General features: G+C 61.9%; 17 protein-coding genes, 4 tRNA genes and 1 riboswitch. Of the genes, 13 read left to right on the top strand and 8 right to left on the bottom strand.

All coding sequences use genetic code 11. The features are described 5' to 3' along the window. Positions 1-59 precede the first annotated feature (59 nt). From sake_RS08150 to sake_RS08135, 4 genes are all read right to left on the bottom strand, one after another. Positions 60-1,391: an HRDC domain-containing protein gene (locus sake_RS08150; protein WP_178945800.1), complete on the bottom strand. Its 1,332-nt coding sequence runs from the start codon at positions 1,389-1,391 to the stop codon at positions 60-62. A 163-nt stretch (positions 1,392-1,554) separates the two neighbouring features. Then, entirely contained in the window at positions 1,555-2,139 is a 585-nt protein-coding gene (locus tag sake_RS08145; protein WP_129360897.1) for a DUF3000 domain-containing protein, read from the bottom strand. 83 nt (positions 2,140-2,222) lie between these two features. Continuing rightward, positions 2,223-2,699: a peptide-methionine (R)-S-oxide reductase MsrB gene (msrB, locus tag sake_RS08140; RefSeq protein ID WP_129360896.1), complete on the bottom strand. Its 477-nt coding sequence runs from the start codon at positions 2,697-2,699 to the stop codon at positions 2,223-2,225. Then, positions 2,686-3,180, bottom strand: a complete 495-nt coding sequence (locus sake_RS08135) for a hypothetical protein (RefSeq protein WP_129360895.1) — start codon at positions 3,178-3,180, stop codon at positions 2,686-2,688. Before sake_RS08135 ends, msrB begins: the two co-directional genes overlap by 14 nt. Before the next feature lie 110 nt (positions 3,181-3,290). On the opposite strand from sake_RS08135, the gene sake_RS08130 reads away from it, so the two are divergent. After that, positions 3,291-4,640 carry a S9 family peptidase gene (locus sake_RS08130; protein ID WP_178945798.1) on the top strand — a complete coding sequence of 450 codons (1,350 nt, stop codon included), beginning with the start codon at positions 3,291-3,293 and terminating at the stop codon, positions 4,638-4,640. Positions 4,641-4,656: 16 nt separating this feature from the next. Here sake_RS08130 and ybaK read toward each other — a convergent pair whose 3' ends face one another. Further along, on the bottom strand, positions 4,657-5,163 hold the full coding sequence (gene ybaK, locus sake_RS08125; protein WP_178945797.1) for a Cys-tRNA(Pro) deacylase: 507 nt from the start codon (positions 5,161-5,163) through the stop codon (positions 4,657-4,659). A gap of 303 nt (positions 5,164-5,466) precedes the next feature. On the opposite strand from ybaK, the gene zapE reads away from it, so the two are divergent. Both zapE and sake_RS08115 read left to right on the top strand, forming a co-directional pair. Next, on the top strand, positions 5,467-6,525 hold the full coding sequence (gene zapE, locus sake_RS08120; RefSeq protein WP_238147743.1) for a cell division protein ZapE: 1,059 nt from the start codon (positions 5,467-5,469) through the stop codon (positions 6,523-6,525). Positions 6,526-6,557: 32 nt separating this feature from the next. Next, positions 6,558-7,298: a TSUP family transporter gene (locus tag sake_RS08115; protein ID WP_129360891.1), complete on the top strand. Its 741-nt coding sequence runs from the start codon at positions 6,558-6,560 to the stop codon at positions 7,296-7,298. A gap of 117 nt (positions 7,299-7,415) precedes the next feature. Here sake_RS08115 and sake_RS08110 read toward each other — a convergent pair. From sake_RS08110 to sake_RS08100, 3 genes are all read right to left on the bottom strand, one after another. Continuing rightward, positions 7,416-7,487 (bottom strand) — tRNA-Val (locus tag sake_RS08110). Positions 7,488-7,514: 27 nt separating this feature from the next. Beyond that, a tRNA-Cys gene (locus sake_RS08105) sits at positions 7,515-7,585 on the bottom strand. Positions 7,586-7,639: 54 nt separating this feature from the next. Next, positions 7,640-7,712 (bottom strand) — tRNA-Gly (locus sake_RS08100). A gap of 275 nt (positions 7,713-7,987) precedes the next feature. Between sake_RS08100 and sake_RS08095 the strand changes: the two genes are divergently transcribed. The 10 genes from sake_RS08095 (at position 7,988) to ribD (ending at position 17,053) form a co-directional block, all read left to right on the top strand. Further along, positions 7,988-8,059, top strand: a tRNA-Val gene (locus tag sake_RS08095). 241 nt (positions 8,060-8,300) lie between these two features. After that, entirely contained in the window at positions 8,301-9,188 is an 888-nt protein-coding gene (locus sake_RS08090; protein ID WP_178945796.1) for a PD-(D/E)XK nuclease family protein, read from the top strand. 21 nt (positions 9,189-9,209) lie between these two features. Continuing rightward, positions 9,210-9,818 (top strand): peptide deformylase, encoded by a 609-nt coding sequence (gene def / locus sake_RS08085; RefSeq protein ID WP_178945795.1) that lies wholly within the window; start codon positions 9,210-9,212, stop codon positions 9,816-9,818. Continuing rightward, complete coding sequence (gene fmt / locus sake_RS08080) at positions 9,818-10,753, top strand: methionyl-tRNA formyltransferase (RefSeq protein WP_178946307.1); 936 nt, start codon at positions 9,818-9,820, stop codon at positions 10,751-10,753. The genes def and fmt overlap by 1 nt, the downstream gene beginning before the upstream one ends. Continuing rightward, positions 10,750-12,372, top strand: a complete 1,623-nt coding sequence (locus sake_RS08075) for a transcription antitermination factor NusB (protein WP_129360888.1) — start codon at positions 10,750-10,752, stop codon at positions 12,370-12,372. Before fmt ends, sake_RS08075 begins: the two co-directional genes overlap by 4 nt. 83 nt (positions 12,373-12,455) lie before the next feature. Continuing rightward, on the top strand, positions 12,456-13,004 hold the full coding sequence (locus tag sake_RS08070; RefSeq protein WP_178945794.1) for a hypothetical protein: 549 nt from the start codon (positions 12,456-12,458) through the stop codon (positions 13,002-13,004). Beyond that, positions 13,001-14,224 carry a PrsW family intramembrane metalloprotease gene (locus sake_RS08065; RefSeq protein WP_178945793.1) on the top strand — a complete coding sequence of 408 codons (1,224 nt, stop codon included), beginning with the start codon at positions 13,001-13,003 and terminating at the stop codon, positions 14,222-14,224. Before sake_RS08070 ends, sake_RS08065 begins: the two co-directional genes overlap by 4 nt. A gap of 86 nt (positions 14,225-14,310) precedes the next feature. Next, on the top strand, positions 14,311-15,003 hold the full coding sequence (gene rpe, locus sake_RS08060; RefSeq protein ID WP_178945792.1) for a ribulose-phosphate 3-epimerase: 693 nt from the start codon (positions 14,311-14,313) through the stop codon (positions 15,001-15,003). Positions 15,004-15,016: 13 nt separating this feature from the next. Continuing rightward, positions 15,017-15,157: riboswitch (FMN riboswitch) on the top strand. A 115-nt stretch (positions 15,158-15,272) separates the two neighbouring features. Then, positions 15,273-15,977 (top strand): nicotinamide riboside transporter PnuC, encoded by a 705-nt coding sequence (gene pnuC / locus sake_RS08055; protein WP_129360884.1) that lies wholly within the window; start codon positions 15,273-15,275, stop codon positions 15,975-15,977. Then, entirely contained in the window at positions 15,977-17,053 is a 1,077-nt protein-coding gene (gene ribD, locus sake_RS08050; RefSeq protein WP_243155766.1) for a bifunctional diaminohydroxyphosphoribosylaminopyrimidine deaminase/5-amino-6-(5-phosphoribosylamino)uracil reductase RibD, read from the top strand. The genes pnuC and ribD overlap by 1 nt, the downstream gene beginning before the upstream one ends.

Raw genomic sequence — 17,053 nt, 5'->3', positions numbered from 1 at the left:
CGTGAGTCACAATCTACTCGATACTCGCGGTATCACTACGCGTGTCTTCTCGGTACCGACTATTCCTCGAAAACTTGGGCCAGGACAGGGGACACGAGCGCGATCTGCCATGCGCGGGCCCCATAGCTTTCGAGCAATTCGGGGATTTCGTCGGAAGACGCGAAGGGATGGTCCCAACAGAGACGCCGGAGATGCTCGGGCGTCAGGAGATTCTCCTGGGGAAGACCGTACGAATCCGCAAGTTCGGCGACGGCGTCCTTGGCGGGCTTGAGGATCTCGGCCGAGTCCGGACGTTTGGAGGCCCATGCCTTGACCGGCGGCGGCGAATCACTCGGAACGTTGTACGGAACCTCGTCCCGCCCTGAAGCCGCGTCCCGAATCGCCTGGACCCAGCGGACCGATTCACGTCGGATCAATTTGGCGTGGAAGCCAGGGATTCTTTGCAACTTCGGAACGGTTTGAGGCATCGTTTTGGCGGCCGTGATCAACGCGGAATCTGGAAGTAGCTTTTTGGGTGCGATGTCTTTGCTCTGGGCCAGCGAATCCCGTTCGTACCAGAGATTACGGAGAGCGGTGAGTTGACGGGCCGAACGAATCTGGCGAATCCCCTTGGTCTTTCGCCAAGGATCCGGTTTGGGCTGGGGGTCCGGCGCGGAACAAATGGCGTCGAATTCCTCGATGGCCCAGGAGAGCTTGCCCTGTTCGCGCAGAACCTCCGACACAGCCTCGCGAAGATCGACCAAGAGCTCGACATCCAGAGCGGCATAAACGAGCCACGGTTCCGGTAACGGTCTTTTGGACCAGTCTGCCGCGGAATGCTCTTTGGCCAGGGTATAGCCGAGAAGTTCTTCGGTCATGGCTCCGAGGCCGACGCGGGGCAGACCTGCCAAACGTCCCGCCAATTCGGTGTCGAAGAGTGCATCCGGATTCATGCCCACCATTCGCAGACTGGGGATGTCTTGCGTGCTCGCGTGAATGATCCATTCCGTACCGCGAAGAGCATCGTCGATGAGCGAAAGGTCATCGAATGCTTCCGGGTCGATGAGGAAAATGGGCGAGTCGCCCCGTTTGAGTTGCACCAGGAACGGGCGTTGGCCGTAGCGAATGCCGGATGCTCGTTCGGTGTCGATGGCAACCGGGCCATCGGCCTCGCTCAGGCTCTCCGCGGCCCGCCGTAGTCCTGCGGGGGAGTCGATGACTCCAGGGACTCCACCAGCTGGTTCATTCAGCTTGACGGTAGGCGGAATCACCAGTTCAGGGGTGAGCCCGAGGTCGGACGCGACCAGACCGTCGGATTCGACGGACTGGGTTTCCAACTCGCCGGCGCTGAGCCCTTCTCCGTAAAGTATTGGTTCCGTACCGTCCTGGGTATTCGCCGAACTGTCTTTCATGGCGCAATCACGGGTCGGGAATCCATTCTTCGTGTCGGGGACGGGGCCGTAAGCTCCCGCGCGGTTCATTGTGCCCGAAGGCAAGTGCACAAACAGTCTAGTTCACGGGCCGGAGAGGCTCGCCTCGACCGGCTCTGGGGGCGCAGTCGATACGTGGGTCATCTCAGATCCCGCTGCCCGGGAATCTGGCGACGTCCTCCGGCAACGGAGGCAAGCCCGCGTAGGTGCAGACCATATCGGCCCATGCCTCGAGGTGCCGTTGCATGTCTGGCCCCCTCGGAGTCCACGATGCTCGGAGCTCGATTTCGATACGTTCGCTGTCTTCTTCGAGAATTCCGAAGCCCTGGGAGAATGCACGGGTGGCTGTTCCTCCGGCCCTGTTGTGTCGGGCTTCTTTGCGGTCGAGGGCTTCGAGAAGCCAATCCCACGCGACAGAGGACAACATCTGTTCGGCCGCGACATCGGGCTCGACGGTCGCCCGGATATAACTGACGACCCGGAAGTCGCCTTCCCAGGCCTCTGGGTACCGAGGGTCGTACAGAAGCATGAACCTCCCCAGCGCAAGTTGCTGATCGTGGTTCGACGGATCTGTGACACCCGCCCCGAGGCCCACACCATAGGGTGCGAGATGGGTCGGGGCGTCGATGCTCGAAAGTGACAATTCGGGTTGGAAGCGAGCACGCCGAAGCGAGCTCAGGGCTTCCCTGAACTGGATCGGCGCGCTTTTTTCGTCCTGACTAGCCGTCACGTAAGTCAGGCTACGGTGGTCCGTCAAAACCTTGGATAAGGCGCGCCGGTCGAGCCCGGTGTTCCGGGCACGTTACGCGTCCCCTAGGAAGCGGGCGTGAATTTCAACGACACGGAGTTCATGCAGTAGCGGAGATCGGTCGGCGTTCCCAATCCCTCACCCTCGAAAACGTGTCCGAGATGCGAATGGCAGTTCGCGCACTGCACCTCAATGCGCTCCATCCCCAGAGCCGTGTCTTTGATGTAACGGACACGATCCTCTGCCAAGGGAGCGAAGAATGAAGGCCAACCGCACTGGGCGTCGAACTTCGTGTCGGCCGTGAACAATTCGGCACCGCAGGCACGGCACGAGTACGTTCCCGAAGAGAACTCGTCCCAGTATTCGCCGCTGAAAGGCCGTTCGGTACCGGCTTCGCGAAGCACCGAGTACTCTTCGGGCGAGAGGATTTCCTGCCACTCGACTTCGGTACGGTTCACGGAGGTTCCATCTGCCGAGGCGCTCGAGTTGGCGCCATCGGTGTTGAGAGCTGATCGTTTGAATGGGTTATTAATCATCGACATGTCCTGTGCCCCAGTACAGATGCAAAACCGGCACCCCCAGGGTCTTTTCCGCTTCGTTGGACCAATGGATATTCAGTGTGTCTTCGACGGGATGAGGCTCGGTGATGATGAGTACCTGGTCGATACCATCAGCAACTTCCTCCCGCATGGCTTGGAGAGGATCGCCTGCGACGACCCTGCCCCGGGCAGGAAAACCTGAATCACTCAGGGTCTGCAAGGACCCTTCGAGAATCTTTTCGGCATCCGCTTCCAGCGTTGCGGGACCTTTCTCGGCGTGGGAGACCACGTGAAATGCTTGTTCAAAGTCCAACAACGCGAGCTGGTCCAAAAATTCCAGCCATAACCTTTTGTTGAGAGCCGTCGGGACGATGACACGGACGTCGTCTTGAGGCGTCGAACCTTCCTTGGGCGCCACAATATTGATGTTGTCGATCTCTGTCTGCCCGAGTATTGCCTCGGTAACCACCAGCAAGTTGCTCATATTCCCGATACTACTAGGGAAAACAAAGGCCATTGGGAGTTGTTTGACGGGCCAAGGGGCACGAAGATGAAGAAGGCACGCTGACGAAAGGCCGGTAGATTCACGTGAGAATGAGCGACTTTCGGGCGCGACTGGTGCCTACATCATCGCGGGGGCGGCCTGGTTCTTCCCAAGCACCGGTCGAGGTCCGTCGCCCGTGGGCGTCCGGGTTGCGTACGGGCCTGGTCGCGGGTGCCGGTGCCGCCGGATTGGCCGTTGGCTTGGTGGCAACCGTAGCGGGCTTCTATGCCCGAACCATCGTGACGCCGCCGAAGCCTGGCAACGAATCGTTGCGGATCCTCGGCGTGGGTTATGAGACGGCCGAGCCCGCGGCAGGGATGCCGCCTTCGACGGTCACTCTGCCGGCCAACGACGAAACTCTTGTGCCCGGACGCTACATGCTGTTCTTCGACGGGGGCCGCGGTCATGCTCTCATCGGCGACGTCGTCACCTATTCGCCTCGGCTGGAGACCGTGACCAGAAGCGTGGAGGAAGTCCGCGTAGGCGACCTGTCCGTGGCCAAACGCGGGCGCTGGTCCGGCGCGATCTACGAAACCCCTGCGAGCGCAGGCTTCGACTACACAGAGATCGCTCTTCAGCTGCCGGTCGGCGAAGCACCGGCCTGGGTGGTTTCGGTGCCGGCCGACTCGACCTGCCGCACATGGGGGATCATGATTCACGGTCGGGGCGCGGGGCGTCAGGAAACGCTGCGTTCGCTCGAATCGACCCAGCACTTGCGCATGCCGACGGTCCATATCTCGTACCGGAACGACAGGGATGCTCCGCCTTCGGAAGACGGACGGTACGGTTTGGGATTCACCGAGTGGGAGGATGTCGAGGTCGCGATACGTTACGCGTTGGACAACGGAGCGCGCGACGTCGTGCTGTTCGGCTGGTCCATGGGCGGCGCGATCGCGCTCCAAGCGGCCGACAAGTCGCAGTACCAGCACGTGATCCGGGCCCTGGTGCTCGACGGGCCGGTGGTCGATTGGTTTGAGCTGATTCGCTATCACTCGCGGATGCAGCGTCTGCCGTTGCGGGCAGGCCAGCTCGTGGCCGACCTCTTGGCGGAACCGCGAGCCGCGATGATGACTGGCCTGGATACTCCGATTCTGCTGTCCGACCTCGACTGGCTCTCCAGAAGCGGTGAGCTCCTGACTCCAACCTTGATCATTCACTCCGTGGACGACGAATTCGTTCCGGCGAACACGTCGGTGGAACTCGCCTCGAGGAACCGGCTCGTGAGCGTGGTCCCTTTCCACAAGGCCCGGCACACCAAGGAGTGGAACGTGGATCCGGCCCGATGGAAAAACGCCGTCACCGAGTGGCTTCCGGACTATCTGTACTACGAGAAGCAACCGACGGAGCCCGCCGAGGGGGAGTCTCCTGTGGAGCTGTCGAAGCGCCAAGCCGACTACTGAGCTTCGCCGAGATAGGCTAGCTGGCTCCGATGTCCGCGTAACGTCCGTCGGTGGCGCCCAGCAGATCGGCAGGGGACAACTCAACGTCGAGACCGCGCTTGCCGCCCGAGACGAGGACGGTGGGGCAGAGGGCGGCACTCTTGTCCAGAAGCACAGTCACTGGGGTTTTGTGGCCCAGGGGAGAAATGCCGCCGACGACGTATCCACTGCGTTTTTCCGCGACGGCCGGATCCGCGAGGGACGCCGACTTCCATCCCATGGCAGCCGCTGCATGCTTGAGGTTTAGCCTTCCGGACACCGGAACCACGGCCACCGCGAATTCTTTGTCATGCGTGATCATCAGGGTTTTGAAGACCTGGCCGGCTTCGCGTCCGAGTTTTTCGGCGGCCTCGGCCCCGAAGGACTCCGCGGCGTCGTCGTGGTCATAGGGATGCAACTCGAAAGCGACGCCGGCCTCCTGAAGCGCTGCTATCGCGGCCGTTGGGGCGGAGCCTGTCGACGGGGAATTCCTTTTCCTGGACAAAGCAAGACCTTTCTCGAGGGACGTGAGTCTCTGCGTTCATGGTAGGCAACCAGTAATCGGTACGGCGGCAGTCTCGGCGTTCTTTCACTCTCCCGATATTGAGAAACGTGTCACGATCGTTCCGCTTCGCGTGCACGGATTCGGTCGTCGGATACTCAATACCTTGGTGGAGGCTGAAGGCGAGGTTTTCGGCGGCTACACTCGCATTTGGGCCATAACGCTTCCGTCATGGCTTCGCTGGGACGTTGTCTCTGCAGAGACGGCGCCGAGCAACCGCACTCGAGAAATTGTTTAAGGAGCAAGGTGCCCGAAGCCTCTATCCGTCTGGTCGATCGTCGTCCGAGCGTGTCAGCAGAGGAACTCCTGAAGGGGTTCAAACCGTCCGAGCGTTTCGGCGAAGTCTCCTTCGACACGTACATTCCCGACCCGAACCAGCCCTCACAGGCTCACGCCGTCGAAGCTCTGCAAGAATTCGGGCGATCGGTCGGCGGAGCAAAACAGGGCGGGGGACTCTTCTCGAGGCTCTTTGGCAAAAACACACCGAAAAACGACAAAGCGGGCATCTATCTTGACGGTGGCTTCGGCGTCGGCAAGACCCACCTCTTGGCTTCGCTCTTCCACCAGGTTCCCGGTCCGAAGGCCTTCGGCACCTTCGTCGAATACACCAACCTGGTGGGAGCCCTGACGTTCCGCAAAACCGTCGAGGCGCTCTCCGATTACAACCTGGTGTGCATCGATGAGTTCGAACTTGACGACCCGGGGGACACGGTTCTGATGTCGCGGCTGATGCGCGAATTATCGGATGCGGGCGTCAAGCTCGCTGCGACGTCGAATACCTTGCCCGGTTCTCTCGGCGAGGGCCGATTCGCCGCAGCTGACTTCAAGCGCGAGATCCAGGTCTTGTCCGACCAATTCGACGTCATCCGCATCGACGGCGAAGACTATCGTCACCGTGGATTGCCGGAAGCCCCACGCCCGGTGGACAACGATGGATTCGACGACGCCGTGGCCGCCCGCTTCGACCGAGGCCACAAGGTAGCCGTCGACGATTTCGACCGGCTCATCGAACACCTCTCTCAGGTTCACCCGAGCCGCTATCGGCAGCTGATCGAAGGGCTCGAGGGTATTGCATGGCGTAACGTCAAACCCATTACCGCTCAGGCTGTGGCCTTGCGTTTCGTCGTCCTCGCCGACCGCTTGTACGACAAGGATTTGCCGATCGTCTCCTCGGGGGTTCCCTTCGACCAGGTCTTCACCGAAGAAATGATGTCCGGTGGATACCAGAAGAAATACTTCCGTGCCGTCTCACGTCTGACGGCATTGGCCCGTGAGGGAGTGCTCGAAGAACCCGTCGAAAAGTAGAGGCTCTCGAGACCGGAGAAGGTGAGTGCCTCATGCTGTGGTTGATCCTCCCGGCCGTCTTGCTGGGGACTGTTTTGCAACGGATTTCGGGGACCGGCGTCGGCCTCGTGGTCGCCCCGGCCTTCGCGATTGCGCTGGGCGGCTCCAATGGCGTCTTCCTGACCAATGTCACGACCACCGTCTCCGGATTTCTCCTGACCTGCGCGTTGTGGCGCATGGTCAATTGGAGACAGTGGTCGATTCTGTGCGCGAGCGCCCTGATCGGCACGGTCCCGGGCGCCGTGATCGTTCGGTTGACTCCGGGCTCGATCCTGCAACTGGTCGTCGGTCTCGTCGTGCTACTTGGGATGGTCGTAATTCTTGCTGGCAACCAGGGAAGCGAACGGTCCGGCAAAGGTCTCACGGTCGCTTCCGGTGCGGCCGGCGGTCTGCTCAATGTCACGGCGGGGGTTGCGGCACCGGCGATGGTCGTCTATTCCCGGATCACCCGGTGGAAGCAAGCCGAATACGCCGCGACCATGCAGCCCGTCTTCATGACACTGGGGGTGACGTCTCTGGCGGCCAAATTCTTGGCAGGGGCCGTCCACCACGCGTCCATGCCGACGCCGTGGCTCTTCGTCGGCGTTGCCGCCATGGTCCTGTTGGGGCTAGGAATCGGCACACCCCTGGTCAAACGGGTACCGGCGTCGACCGCGAGGACGCTCGCGCTGATCCTGGCCGGTTCAGGGGCGGTTTTGGCGATTCTTAAAGGTGCGTTGGGGCTCATCGGCTAACCCTGTGGGTCAGTCCGGCCTCTCCGGGCAGTCATGCGTGATCAGATCGCATCTGATGAGCCAGCCCGTTGTCGGACGCACAAAGGCCCCGGTTCCGTAGAACCGGGGCCTTATCTGTGCGCGATACTGGGATCGAACCAGTGACCTCTTCCGTGTCAGGGAAGCGCGCTACCGCTGCGCCAATCGCGCTGGATACATATTTTATTATGTACTGCGAGGTGAGGACGGGATTCGAACCCGCGTTCACGGCTTTGCAGGCCGCTGCCTAACCACTCGACCACCTCACCATGTCCTGATCGAAGGACTCAGGGCCTATGCCCCACGATGTGAAGCAATCTGCGAGCGGTTGACGGGATTCGAACCCGCGACATCCACCTTGGCAAGGTGGTGCTCTACCAGCTGAGCTACAACCGCATGTTCAACGATCTCAAATTTCACAACCTGAGCTTCGGCGGGCTTTCCTTCAGCCCGTCGCGCTGACAGATGAATACTCTACACATCCTTGAGGGGGATGCAAAATCCGGAGGGGTCCCGCCCGAATCCCCCGCGAACCCGCGGTATTCCGGGCTATTTGCCCCGCCCGGGGGCGCAAATCCGCACCGAGGAAATTTGTGTTGTGTGTCACCGGCAGGCTCGGGCTCTCAAATTGACTCGATTGGCCGGTGTCCCTAAACTGAATCGAGTGCTGAGCGCGATTGGCGCAGTGGTAGCGCGCTTCGTTCACACCGAAGAGGTCACTGGTTCGAACCCAGTATCGCGCACGTAGAGCGCTGGAGACAGCTCGCATCAGGCCCCCGCCGGAAGCATCCGGGCGGGGGCCTTTTGCATGACATGGGCCTGCATGGGTTGTCTTAATGCACGGTGAGGGAGCTTCATGGCGGCAGACTGACATGAGGCGGCCTGATGACATCCTGCACCGGTGCTAGGGGCCATACCCAGTGGAGTCGCCGCCTGATGAATTCAGAGGCCATCACAACGTGAGCGAGAAGGACGGTTTATTTCATGACCCAGCCGAGGCTTGCGACCCAGACCGAATATGGGCGCATGTACGCGCGCTCGGTCGAGGGTGACCCTGAAGTACCGTCGATCACCACGGTGATCGGGCAGTACGCGCAGGACCTCGGAGGGTGGCACGGTTACATGGCCGCCAAAGCTGCCCTCGAGGACGACCGTGCCATGCGTGCCTCCCGTTCCGTAGGCCTCAAGCATGCGGTGATTCGCGATGCCGCGGCCGCGGCCGAAAGATACCGTGATCAGGCCGCCGCCCGCGGAGACCGCATCCACAACTATTGCGAGAACGTCGCCCTGCGGGTCATGGGTCAGGACCACGAAACGGACGAGGCGAGGGAACACCTGCGCCAGTACGGAGAGACCGCGTGGGCCGACCGCTTCGACGAATGGTGGGACCTGTATCGGCCGGAACCCCTGGCCGCCGAGGTTACCGTCTGGAACCAAACCGTGGGCTACGCAGGCACCCTCGACCTGGTCGCGAGGATCGGTGGGCGCGTGTGCATCATCGATTACAAGACCAAAGGAACGGACCGCAAGAATCGGGTCAAGCCTCTGGACACCAAAGTCATCATGCAGCTGGTCGCCGGGGTCAAGGCCGAAGAAGCGCTGGTGGACGCGGATGCGGGGACGTGGGGCCCGTGGGAGTTCGGGAACGCGCCCGTACTTCTGGGCGTCGCCTTGGGGGAGACCGAGGTCAAGCCTCAGCAAGCCAATCCGGACCTGCTCAAGCACAACTGGTTCAAGTTCTACGCCCTCCGTAAAGTGTGGGAATACCATCGGTCGGTGGATCTGGCTCTCACAGAAAGTGCTCTCCAGCCCTTGATGCCGGTGGTCCCGCCGCCGCCTCGGGTGCGCATTCCAGAACAAGACGCCAGCTAGAGAAGAAACCAAAGGAATCCGATGACCGTTCTCTCCGTCCGCACGATCGGCGACCCCGTGCTCCGGACCGTCTGCGAGCCCGTGACCGAATTCGACGCGGAACTCTCACGACTGATCGACGACATGATCGAGACGATGTTCGACGTCGACGGGGTCGGACTCGCCGGCCCGCAGGTAGGCGTGGCTCTTCGCTTGTTCACGTACGGCGTCGAAGGGCCGCAGGGCGAGGTGGGCCATGTGATCAATCCCGTCATCGAGATCCGGGAAGAGCCTCAGGAAGGCGGCGAGGGCTGCCTTTCCGTCCCGGGATTGAGCGGGGACGCACCACGGCGCCAGTGGGCCCGAGTTACGGGTGTGGACCGGAATAACGCTCCGATCGTCGTCGAAGGCGAGGGCTTGCTGGCTCGGTGTCTGCAGCACGAGACGGACCATTTGGACGGGAAACTGTACATCGACCGCCTCGTCGGCGAGGACAAGAAACGAGTCATGAGGGTGATTCGTTCTGCAGACTATGGTGAGGTGTCAGCGGGAGTGCAGCGGCGCCGCGCGAGCAACGTGTCCAGCGGATTCGGAATCGGTTCCTCTTTTGGACCCGGTCCTTCCTTCGGCGCCGCGGGAGGTGCCGGATGATGCGCGTGCTTTATGCCGGAACCCCGGACACGGCGGTCGAACCGCTCAACGCATTGATCGACGCAGGCCTGAACGTGGTCGGCGTATTGACCAGACAAGATGCGCCTGTCGGACGGAAGCGACTCATGACCGCCTCTCCCGTCGCCGAGCGGGCCGAGGAGCTCGGGATCCCCATTATCAAAGGGAATCGGTACGACGATGCCGTTCACGCTGCCGTTGCGGACCTGGCACCGGACGTGGCAGCCGTGGTGGCCTACGGAGCGATTCTGCCGCGTCGGGCCTTGGAGCTCGTCCCTCATGGATGGATCAACCTTCATTTCTCGACCTTGCCTGGTTGGCGTGGCGCCGCGCCTGTGCAACGAGCGCTCATGGCCGGTGAAAAGGAGCTGGGAGCCTCGACCTTCCTCATCGAAGAAGGCCTCGACACCGGTCCCGTGTACGGAACACTGGTTGAACCGGTGGGCGAGGACGACACGGCAGGGACCATGTTGGCGGCATTGGCAACCAGCGGTGGAAGACTTCTAGCCGAAACCCTCCGAAGCATCGGTTCCGGGACCGCCGTCGCGACCTCGCAGATCGGTGAACCAAGCTTCGCTCCCAAATTGAATATCTCGGATGCCCGCATCGACTGGACTGGAAATGCCTCCGACGTCGAGGCCCATGTCCGGGGGACCACGCCGGAGCCTGGCGCTTGGACGGAATTGAAGGGGCAACGCCTGAAAATGGAAGGCCTGCACGCATTCGACCCTGGAGACATGGCCAGTAGCCGTGTTCCGGGAGCGGCGCGGCTGGAAGAAAAGAACGTTGTGGTCACGTGCGGGCAAGACGAAGTGGTCGTCGATCGCATTCAACCCGCCGGGAAAAAGATGATGAACGCGGCCGATTGGGCGCGGGGCGCAGGAAAAATCGACCAGGAGACCGTGATCTTTGAATGAGTGAAAGCAACAATCGCCGCGGTAACCGAAGCGGGCGCCCTGACACGCGGAATGCACGACGCGATGCCCAGGGAAGGGAAAGAAACCGAAAAGCCCAGGGAAAGCGCGAGTTCTCAGCATCGGCACCGAGCGGACGACGCAGGGTTGCGGACCCGGATCGGCTGGTCGCGTTCGAAGTCCTGCAAGCGGTCGAAAGCCAGGACTCCTACGCCAACCTCGTGATGCCCCAAGCGATTCGCAAGCACCGCTTGGACCGGAGAGACGCGGCCTTCGCGACCGAACTGGCATACGGAACGCTCAGGGAACGCGGAACCTATGACGCGATCTTGTCGCGCTGCCTCGACAGATCCCTCGACAAGACGGACCCGAAAATCGTCACGGCCCTCCGTCTCGGGGCCCATCAACTTCTCGGAATGCGCGTACCGAATCACGCGGCCCTCAATCAGACCGTCGGGCTTGCTCGCGGAGTGATCGGCGCCGGTCCCGCAACGCTGGTGAATGCCGTGCTTCGGCGAGTCAGCGAGAAGTCTCGGGAGGAATGGATCGCAGAGCTAACGGCTGATGTCACGGACGACATCAAGCGCATGTCGATCGAAGAGTCGCATCCCGTGTGGATTGTCCGCGCTTTCAGACAATCCCTTGCGGCCCACGGCCGCGTCCCGACCGAAATCCAAGATCTTCTGGCGGCCGACAACGCGAGCCCTTCGGTTCATTTGGTCGCGCTGCCGGGATTCGGTGACCTGCGAGAGGCCCTAGAGAACGACGCGAAACCCAGTGTGCTCGTCGAGGGTTCCGCGACCTACAGTCATGGCGATCTGGGTCGCTTGGAATCGGTGCGGTCCGGCACGGTCCGGGCGCAAGACGCCGGTTCCCAGCTCGTGGCCCGTGCCCTGGCCGCGGTCGACTTGGAAGGAACGGACTCGGCGTGGCTCGATCTGTGCGCCGGTCCCGGAGGCAAAGCGGCGCTCTTGAGTGCGCTCGCTTCGGCACGGGGCGCGGCGTTGGTAGCCAACGAGTCGTCGGAGCATCGAGCCGAATTGGTCAGAAGCGCTCTGAAGCCCCTCCCGGAGAACGTATATTCGGTTCTGACCGGTGACGGACGGGAGATCCATCAGAATCTTCTGACGGCCGTCCTCCCCGAGGAGGTAAGCCTCGCGGTCGAAGCGTTCGGCGAGGGCGGAGAAATCTTCGACCGCGTCATGGTCGATGCTCCGTGCTCGGGCCTGGGCGCCTTGAGGCGGCGGCCCGAAGCCCGGTGGCGCAAGAAACCGGGCGACATTGCGGATCTCATGTCCTTGCAGCTCGAACTGGCGAAGTCGGCCATATCTGTCACTCGTCCGGGCGGCGTTGTAGCTTACGTCACCTGTTCTCCGCATCCGGCCGAAACCCAGAATGTTCTGCTCGATATCCTCGATGCCGGCGACGTCGAGCTCCTCGATACCGCCGCCGCCGTCCGGGCAGTCGCCAAACCGGGGGTCCTCGACGGCGATTCAGCGCCCGGCACTAGGGTGCCAGGCATCGAACCCGCGGAAGGGCAGGACGATGCGACCACGGTTCAGCTCTGGCCGCATGTCCATGGCACGGACGCAATGTTCCTGGCGCTCTTGCGCAAAAAGTAGGAACTTCACAGCCAGAGGACCGGACCCGTTCTCGGGGCCGTGCTCGCACTCGGACGAACCACATCAGAGGAAATTACGCTCACGTGAGAACCGCATACCGCATCAAACCCCGATTCGGGGCAAGGGCCTGGTGGGCCATAGTCGGCGTCGCCGTCATCCTGCTGGGGGCCCCCGCCGTGATCAACGCCGCAGTCCCGGATGCAGCCCCCGTGATGTCTCGGGTCGAGCTCGGCTCGGAGGACTACGGCTGGACCATAGGAATGCGTGACCGAGACGGCTCCGAATTGGTGTGCGAACAGCACTTCGACGACCCCATGACCGAACGATGGACCTGCGGGCAGACCGAGATCCGCACGACGGTGGTTGAGAACGCCGAAGACCAGGATCTGGCATTGCGCAGAATCATCCGGGGAGTCGGAGTCGGCTGGCGGGTCCTCGACGAGAATGTTCCCCTGAGGCATCGAGCCGAGGCCCGCCAGATCGAGGACACCGCCGCCGATGCGACGGCGATCTCGCTGGAAGGATCCGGCGAACATCGGGATCAGACCATCATGGTCGTTGTCTCCGGACCGGATCGCATGAAGTATTCGGATCTCGTGTGGCACAACGTGACCTCGGGAGGTCGGTCATGAGCAAGATATATCCTGTTTCACTGTGGATACTGATCGGCCTCGGAAGCCTGGTCTCGGCCGCCTTCGTGCTGATCTCCGCCCTCACATCACCCAGCGGGACGGCGGTCGGGCTTGCCTCGGCCGTGGTCCTCTCCGCAGTCTTGCTCCTTCTGTTCCGCCTCCTGCCGACCTGGCCTCGCGCAGGTTTAGGCTGGTCGGCCGCTAGTTTCCTCTGGGGCGGCAGTGTCGCGGTCAGTCTGGCCCTTGCCTCAGGGCCAGGGCTGAGCGGCTTGGTCCAGAAAATCGGATGGTATCCGTTGGACGCGTCCCTATCGGGCGCGTATCCCGAAGAATTGGGCAAGGCACTGGGTGTCCTTCTGATTCTGTTCAGCTTTCGGAAACTCAATCGGCCCTGGCACGGGCTCATGACGGGCGCGATGATCGGCCTGGGCTTCGAGGCCGTGGAAAATATTCAATACGGTGCTATCGGGGCGATTCTGAACCCCAACGGCGATGCCATCGGTTCCTTGGAGATGTGGGGCAACCGGACTCTCTTCGGAATCGGCCTTCACGTGGTTTTCACGAGCCTTTCCGGCTGGGGGATCGGACGCGCGCTCTTCGTGCGAGACCGCACGACAGCCAAACGCTGGCTCACCGGAGCCGTCTGGGTTCTCCTGGCGTTTTTGTTGCACTTCGGGTGGAACATACAGTGGGGCGACAACCAGGTTCAGCTCATCGCGCTGATCGTCACGGCCGTCGTCGTGTACGGCGTATTCGTCTGGGTCCTGGTCGTCGCTTGTCTCCAGGCACGGAGAGACCGCCTGGATCCATCCACCGTGTCGGTGATCCTTCAGAAGGGGAGCCGAATCCCTCCGATCGTCGCGGTACTGCCGTCCGAAAACGAGGTGCGTCCCTTCATCGAGCAAGCGATCGGGAGATATCCGCACACGACGTTCACCTCGGAGACCCTGAGATTGGGATCGAACCTCTTGGGCGACGGCGACGACCCGCAGGCTCCCGGAGTCCACGAGGCCAATCGCATCGCTGAAGAAGACGCCTTGCGAGTTCCTGCGGGGCCGATCGGGGAGGTTTGGCTTGTGACCAGTCGACAGTACCCTGGCCACCACGTGCTCGGCGCATTCGTCAACGAGGGGATCGCCCGTGGGGTGGCCGAAAGAATCCGGCAGTCCTCAGAGGATACGTCGGTCGAATGTGCCCCGCATGCCGTGACCCGCACCTGATGAGAGCTGCCCGGTAGGCTGGAGAACAACCCGCCCCAAGGCGGATCCGGTAACCGTACGCAGCGTTGTGCAATCAGGAGGCCCACGTGAGTCATCTCCACATCAACCCGTCGATTCTTTCCGCGGACTTCTCTCGACTGGGCGAAGAGCTGCAAGCGATCGAAACCGCGGATGCGGCTCACATCGATGTCATGGACAATCATTTCGTGCCGAATCTGACCTGGGGACCGGCCGTCGTCGAACGGTTGCACGAGGTCTCACCGGTTCCTTTCGACGTTCATCTGATGATCGAAGACGCTGACCGCTGGGCGCCTCGATACGCCGAAATCGGGTGCGAATCCGTAACCTTCCACGCGGAGGCGGCCATAGCTCCCATCAAGTTGGCCAGGGAACTGCGTTCCCAGGGCTCCCGGGCCGGGATGGCCCTTCGTCCGGCCACGCCCGTTGAGCCATATCTTGAAATGCTCGACGAGCTGGACTTGTTGCTGGTCATGACAGTCGAGCCAGGATTCGGAGGGCAGAAATTCCTTGATCTTACTCTGCCGAAACTGCGTCGCGCCTCGGAGGCAATCCGCGGATCCGGTGGCACGGTGGCCCTCCAGGTCGACGGGGGAATTTCGGAAGAAACCATCGGCCGAGCCGTGGAGGCCGGTGCAGACGTCTTCGTAGCCGGATCGTCCGTTTACGGTGCGGAGGACCCGGCTGCTGCGATCGCCGGATTGCGTTCCGTTGCGTCCCGTGCCGTCGGGGATTCGACGCGGAACGCATTTATGCCATAATCAATGTCACGCAATCGTGCTCCGGGGGTCGGTGAAATTCCGAACCGGCGGTGAAAGTCCGCGACCCGCAGTCGGCTCGAATGAGTCTTGGAATCTGCGGCCGAATCGGTGAAATTCCGGTACCGACAGTACAGTCTGGATAAAGGCGCACGAGCAGAACGCGGCACACGTCGAGGAATATTCGTTCTCCTCAGAGATCGATTTTCTTGCCGGACGTGGAGTCGTTCGTTGTGTTCTCCCCGGAGCCTCCGCAGCTCGGAAGGAGAACAGTGAATATTCTGCGGTGGCTCTTCGACGCTCAGCTGACTATCGGCGGAGGTTTTATTCTCTGGCGCGAGGTCCTGGGCAACCTTTTCGGCCTCGCGTCCGCCCTCGGCGGAATGCGTCGCAAGGTCTGGGCCTGGCCCATCGGCATCGCCGGCAACCTCTTGCTCTTCACGGTATTCCTGGGTGCCGTCTTCGGCTCACCGCACCCCGTGAACCTCCTCGGCCAAGCCGGTCGTCAAATTATGTTCATCATCGTCTCCGTATACGGCTGGTACCAGTGGAAAGCTGCGAAATCCCAAGGGCACGCAGCCGTTTCGCCTCGGTGGGCTTCGTGGAAAGAGCGATTGGTCCTGGTCGTCGCGCTATTCGGGGGCACCGCACTGCTGACCCCGGTCTTCAGAGCACTCGGCTCCTACGAACCCGTGTGGTCCGACGCATGGATTTTCATGGGCTCTCTCCTCGCGACATGGGGGATGGCCCGTGGCTGGGTCGAATTCTGGCTCATCTGGGTTGCGGTCGACATCGTTGGCGTACCGTTGCTTTTCTCGGTCGGCTATTACGCTTCAGGTCTGATGTATCTCTTCTACGGTTGCTTTACCCTGACTGGTTTCTTTATCTGGTGGCGCACGAGGAATCGTGAGCACAGGGTCCAGGTCGAAACCCGCTTCCCGGACCCCACCGTGGACGTCGACAAGGATTCCAAGTGATGGCCCCGGAATTCGATGCATCGGATCAGCGGGCCATGACGACCGCCCTCGACGTCGCGCTGTGCGGTCCACGGGGTGCGAACCCCCTGGTCGGGGCCGTTCTGGTTGACGAATCCGGCCGGATCCTTCACACCGGTCGGCATCTGGGCAGGGGGTCGGCGCACGCGGAAGCCGACCTGATCGCCTCGGCGCGAGCGGAAGGGACCGACATGCGGGGAACCACCCTCTACGTCACTCTGGAACCCTGCAACCACGTGGGTCGCACTGGTCCGTGCTCACACGCAATCCTCGACTCCGGGATTCGCAAGGTGGTCTACGCCGAATCGGACACCACGAGCAATGCTTCCGGGGGCGGGCGATTCCTCGCGCGTCACGGAGTTGACGTCCGATCCGGTCTGCTCTCGGATCAAGCCCATCGCCTCAACGTCCGATGGTGGGAGGCCCAAAGGGCTGGACGCCCCTTCGTGACGGCCAAAGTGGCCGCGTCTCTGGACGGATTCGTGGCGGCCCAGGACGGCACGAGCCAATGGATCACGGGTCCTGAATCCCGCAACCACGGGCATCGGATACGCAACCGTGTTGACACGGTTCTCGTCGGCACCGGTACGGTCCTTGCCGACGATCCTCGACTGACAACGCGAACTCGCGACGGTGTGCTTGAGGAGAATCAACCGCGCCGGGCCGTTATGGGACTGAGACACGTGCCGGAGTACGCGGCAATACACCTCGACGCAGGGTTCACCAAGCTCGACACCAGGTCCCCGCGAGAAGCCTTGGAACGTCTTGCCCGAGACGGCGCGCGGCATGTGCTTGTCGAAGGCGGTCCAGGAATCGTCTCTGCGTTCCTCGCCGACGGCGTGGTCGACGAAATGTACTGGTACACGGCCCCAATGCTCTTCGGTACGGGACGATCCGCCGTGGGCGGCTTGGAAACCGCGACTCTCAGTGATGCCCATTCTCTGGCGGTGGACGCCGCCGGTTCCGAGGCCGACGGAACCACCTCCGGAATTCGGCTTCTCGGACAAGACACCCTCACCCACCTCGCCGCCGCGCCTGCGGCCAACAGAAAGAAGTAG

This window comes from Kocuria sp. TGY1127_2, assembly GCF_013394385.1.
Lineage (GTDB): Bacteria > Actinomycetota > Actinomycetes > Actinomycetales > Micrococcaceae > Rothia.
The sequence above is the reverse complement of the archived record's forward strand: the minus strand, read 5'-3'. Positions and strand labels throughout refer to the sequence as shown.

Excerpts from the sequence above, each read along its gene's own strand:
- sake_RS08150 (WP_178945800.1), bottom strand. The coding sequence starts at position 1,391 with ATGAAAGACAGTTCGGCGAATACCCAGGACGGTACGGAACCAATACTT.
- msrB (WP_129360896.1), bottom strand. The coding sequence starts at position 2,699 with ATGTCGATGATTAATAACCCATTCAAACGATCAGCTCTCAACACCGAT.
- sake_RS08135 (WP_129360895.1), bottom strand. The coding sequence starts at position 3,180 with ATGAGCAACTTGCTGGTGGTTACCGAGGCAATACTCGGGCAGACAGAG.
- sake_RS08130 (WP_178945798.1), top strand. The coding sequence starts at position 3,291 with ATGAGCGACTTTCGGGCGCGACTGGTGCCTACATCATCGCGGGGGCGG.
- sake_RS08115 (WP_129360891.1), top strand. The coding sequence starts at position 6,558 with ATGCTGTGGTTGATCCTCCCGGCCGTCTTGCTGGGGACTGTTTTGCAA.
- sake_RS08090 (WP_178945796.1), top strand. The coding sequence starts at position 8,301 with ATGACCCAGCCGAGGCTTGCGACCCAGACCGAATATGGGCGCATGTAC.
- def (WP_178945795.1), top strand. The coding sequence starts at position 9,210 with ATGACCGTTCTCTCCGTCCGCACGATCGGCGACCCCGTGCTCCGGACC.
- fmt (WP_178946307.1), top strand. The coding sequence starts at position 9,818 with ATGCGCGTGCTTTATGCCGGAACCCCGGACACGGCGGTCGAACCGCTC.
- sake_RS08075 (WP_129360888.1), top strand. The coding sequence starts at position 10,750 with ATGAGTGAAAGCAACAATCGCCGCGGTAACCGAAGCGGGCGCCCTGAC.
- sake_RS08065 (WP_178945793.1), top strand. The coding sequence starts at position 13,001 with ATGAGCAAGATATATCCTGTTTCACTGTGGATACTGATCGGCCTCGGA.
- ribD (WP_243155766.1), top strand. The coding sequence starts at position 15,977 with ATGGCCCCGGAATTCGATGCATCGGATCAGCGGGCCATGACGACCGCC.